At 75.8% G+C, this 3,782-nt stretch carries 5 protein-coding genes; 3 read left to right on the top strand and 2 right to left on the bottom strand.

All coding sequences use genetic code 11. The features are described from left to right. The coding region (sepH, locus tag HMPREF3105_RS11760; protein ID WP_070709783.1) for a septation protein SepH at positions 1–1,347 on the bottom strand (1,347 nt) is incomplete at its 3' end. A gap of 291 nt (positions 1,348–1,638) precedes the next feature. Between sepH and HMPREF3105_RS11765 the strand changes: the two genes are divergently transcribed. After that, positions 1,639–1,938 carry a DUF4193 domain-containing protein gene (locus tag HMPREF3105_RS11765; RefSeq protein ID WP_002858157.1) on the top strand — a complete coding sequence of 100 codons (300 nt, stop codon included), beginning with the start codon at positions 1,639–1,641 and terminating at the stop codon, positions 1,936–1,938. Positions 1,939–1,957: 19 nt separating this feature from the next. Here the strand turns inward: HMPREF3105_RS11765 and HMPREF3105_RS11770 are convergent, their stop codons facing one another. Beyond that, positions 1,958–2,500, bottom strand: a complete 543-nt coding sequence (locus tag HMPREF3105_RS11770; RefSeq protein ID WP_036382817.1) for a DUF3093 domain-containing protein — start codon at positions 2,498–2,500, stop codon at positions 1,958–1,960. A gap of 117 nt (positions 2,501–2,617) precedes the next feature. Here HMPREF3105_RS11770 and dut point away from each other — a divergent pair, with 117 nt between their 5' ends. Together dut and HMPREF3105_RS11780 are read left to right on the top strand one after the other, a co-directional pair. Beyond that, positions 2,618–3,100, top strand: a complete 483-nt coding sequence (dut, locus tag HMPREF3105_RS11775; protein ID WP_020625076.1) for a dUTP diphosphatase — start codon at positions 2,618–2,620, stop codon at positions 3,098–3,100. After that, on the top strand, positions 3,097–3,782 hold a 686-nt coding region (locus HMPREF3105_RS11780), incomplete at its 3' end, for a DUF3710 domain-containing protein (RefSeq protein WP_070709786.1). The genes dut and HMPREF3105_RS11780, both read left to right, overlap by 4 nt.

Below are 3,782 nucleotides of genomic sequence, written 5' to 3' on the forward strand. Positions count from 1 at the left end.
CGCGGCACGCTCGCGAGGCGCGGGCTCCGCCCCCTCGTCCTCGACACCCGCGTCCGCGACCTCCGCGTCCGCGACCTCCGCGTCCGCGACGTCTGCGGCAGTGTCCTCGGCGCGGTCGGTCTCGGCGGCCGGTTCCGGCTCGTCGATGCCCGGGGCGTCGTCGGCGGTCGTCAGGGCCCCCTCGGCGTCGACCGGGGCGAGCCGCTCGGGCGCCTGGGCGGCCTCGCGCCGACTCCGGTCCTGGTGCTCGCGAGCGATCAGGTGCGCGAGCGCGTCGTCCGACTCCAGGTCCGCGCCCACACGCTGACCCCGGCGCACCCGCAGGATCTCCAGCAGATCGGCGTCGCGGTCGGCGGCCGGGGAGTGCGCACCCGCGGGGGTCACGGCGTCCTCGGCGTCCACGTCGTCCGTCACCGGTTCGGCCGCGGGGGCGCGGGGGACCAGGTCCCAGGCCTCCGCCTCGGACAGGGCGCGGGCCCAGGCGTTCTCGGGTTCGAGGTGGCGTCCGGCCGGGCGGAACGTCCAGAGCGCCGGCGGCTCCTCGCGGGTGGGCAGACTCCCCGCACCGGACACGGCGAACCGGGCGGCCACGGTCCAGCCGGCCTGGTCCTCGCGCCACGCGTCCCACTCGAGGCTCGCCTCGTCCACGCCCAGCTCGGCGAGCCGGTGCGCGGCGAGCTCACCGAGCGTCGTGGGGCCGCCGTCCTGGACGAGGTCCGAGTAGAGGTCGGGCCCGCCGACCCAGACCTCGACGGCGCGGGCCTGCCGGGCGATCCAGTCGCGCTCGGCCAAGACGGGGTGACCGTAGGTGCGGATGCGCGAGAACGCGTTCCCGCTCTCCCGGGCCACCTGCTCCACGGAGGCGCCCGCACGGATGCGCTGCTGGATCTCCCGGGGGGTGAGGGGCACGGCCTCCTGGGTCGCGGCGGCCTTGACGGACTCCTGGTCGGTCAGCGGCGCCGGGGTCGGTCCGTCCGCGGTCGAGTCGTCGGCCACGGGCCGCGGGTCGATCCGCGGGGTGAGCGCGAGGTCCTCGTCCGGCCGGGCCGGGCCGGAGGGCGCCTCGGGAGCCCGCTCGTCCTCCTCCGCGGCATCGTCGGCGTGCGTCGCCGCGTCCACCGGTCCCTCGGCGTCCTCGTCGTCCGCCCCGGGGACGTCCATCTCCGTCATGTCGTGCCAGGCCGCGGGGCCGTCCTCGGCCGGTCGCCCGTCCTCGGGCGCGGCGCCCTCGATGACCAGCCGGCGCAGATAGGGGGAGAGGGGGAGCGTGTGCTCCTCGCCCTCGGGCCCCGACAAACGCAGCGCGTCGCCGTCCTCGGTGGGTCCGGTCAGTCGCAGCTCTGCCATGGCGGTGGTCCCTCCCACATCGTGTTCTGGTCACCGGGCATGCGGACGCCCGGCCGGGCATGCCCCGATCCTAGCCGCCGGGCCGCAGACCACGGCCCGGGCGAGGGGCGCGCGCCCGCGCGAATCCGCCCTGGGCGAGCATGCCGGTCAACATTTGGCACGGGTTCGGCCATGGTGCACAATCTACGCGCAACGGCGCAGGCCGGTGATGCGTGGCCCGCCCACGACGCCGCCCGCGCAGTGCCGGCACCGGTCCCGGTGCCGTCCCCCACCAGCGGAGCGTGAAACCCCATGGCCACTGACTACGACGCCCCTCGCAAGAACGAGGAAGAGCTGAGCCAGAACTCCATCGAGGAGCTGAAGGCACGGCGCACGGACACCCAGTCCGCCGTCGTGGACGAGGACGAAGCGGAGGCCGCCGAGGGGTTCGAGCTGCCCGGCGCCGACCTCTCGGGTGAAGAGCTGATGGTGCGGGTGCTGCCCGCCCAGTCGGATGAGTTCACCTGCGCCTCCTGCTTCCTGGTCCGCCATCGCTCGCAGGCCGCGCGTGAGAAGAACGGCCTGATCTACTGCACCGACTGCGAGGGCTGAGCCCCCGCCGCCGGGGCGGTCAGCGGCCCTCGGCCGTCCCCTCCTGCCGGGCCATGGTCCCGCCGAGGGCCGCGACCAGCTCCTCCGGACGCCGGGTGCTGGTCAGCCAGTAGGGTGTGCGGTCGCGCTCGTCGGTCAGCTGGATCCGCACGACGGGCGCGATCCAGCCGCGCACGTTCACGAAGGCCAGCCCGTGCAGCAGCGGGCCGCGCTGGGCCCGGGCGTCCTCGCCGCGATACCCCGTGACCTGACCGACGTGGTGCCGTTCGATGCTGGCGCGGCCCACCTGGAGGGTGCGTTCGCGCACCACGATGCGCGGGGTGGTGGCCACCAGGATCAGGACCTCGACGGCGAAGAACGCGACGGCGGCCGCGATGCCCACCCCGAGGTCGATCGGCGCGAACACGAGTATCGTCAGCGCCGCCAGCATGAGCGCCACGGCCCAGACCCCCGGGGAGGGCGTCAACCGCTCCTCGAACAGGACCGGATCGGGTCCCGCCGCAGCGCCCTCGGGGGCGCGGCGGGAGGCATCGGCGACGGGGTGCTGCTGGGGATCACGCATGGGTCCCAGCTTCCCACATCCGGACTCCGGTCCCGCCGCGCGGCACCGGCGAGGGCGCCCGCCCGGCCGCCTCGACGCGGCCCCGGGCCGACGGGTGCTCGTGTAGGGTCGGGCCTCGTGACCGACTCCGCCGAGCTGCCCGTGCCCCTGCACGCCCTCGATCCGGGCCTGGCCCCGCCCGCCTACGCGCAGCCGGGCGACGCGGGCGCGGACCTGCGCACCGCCGTCGACGTGACCCTGGCCCCGGGAGAGCGCGCCCTCGTGCCGACCGGCGTGGCGCTGGCCATCCCGGAGGGCCACGCGGGGTTCGTGCACCCCCGCTCGGGCCTCGCGGTCCGCCACGGCCTGAGCGTCGTCAACGCCCCCGGCACCATCGACGCCGGCTACCGCGGCGAGATCAAGGTGCCCCTGATCAACCTGGACCCGACGGAGCCGATCGTGCTGCGCCGCGGCGACCGGATCGCCCAGCTCGTGCTGCAGCCGGTCGTGCGGGCCCGCTTCGAGCCCGTGGACGCGCTGCCCGACTCCGAGCGCGGGGCCGGCGGCTTCGGCTCGACCGGCGGCTTCACCGCCGACAACACCCCTGGGAGGACGTCGTGATCTTCGGACGCAACCGCACCGTGCGCCACGAGCAGGTCAGCCTGCCGGCCGAGCTGCTGGAGGAGCGCGACCTCGAGATCGCCGCCGCGCCGGAGGCAGCCGACGTCGGTCCGCACGACGTCGCCACCCGCCCGGATCCCGCCGGCATGATCGACCTGGGGTCGCTGCGCCTGCGGGCGGTCCAGGGCATGAAGCTGCGCCTCGACGTCGAGGACGCGACGAAGCGGATCGTCGCCGCCACCGTCAGCCTCGGCCGCTCGGCGCTGCAGGTCCAGGCGTTCAGCGCCCCGCGCCGCACGGGCCTGTGGGACGACCTGCGCGCCGAGCTGCACGACTCCCTGTCGACCACCGCCCACGCGACCGTGCAGGAGCAGACCGGCCGCTTCGGCATCGAGATCCTCACGCGCGTGCCGGCGGCGCTGCCGGACGGCTCGCCGGGGTGGAACGTCGCCCGGTTCGTGGGCGTGGACGGTCCGCGCTGGTTCGTCCGCGGCGTGTTCCACGGCGAGGCCGCCTTCCAGCCGGAGGCCGCCGAGCCGCTGGAACAGGTGTTCTCCGACCTGGTCGTGGTGCGGGGCGACGAGCCGCTCCCGCCGCGCGAGCTGCTGCCCCTGCGTCCGCCTCCCAACGCGCGCCCGCTGCAGCGTCGCCGCCCGGCCCCGGACGAGGGCCGGGACGTGCT

Origin of the sequence: Micrococcus sp. HMSC31B01 (genome assembly GCF_001816085.1) — a bacterium.
Lineage (GTDB): Bacteria > Actinomycetota > Actinomycetes > Actinomycetales > Micrococcaceae > Micrococcus > Micrococcus luteus.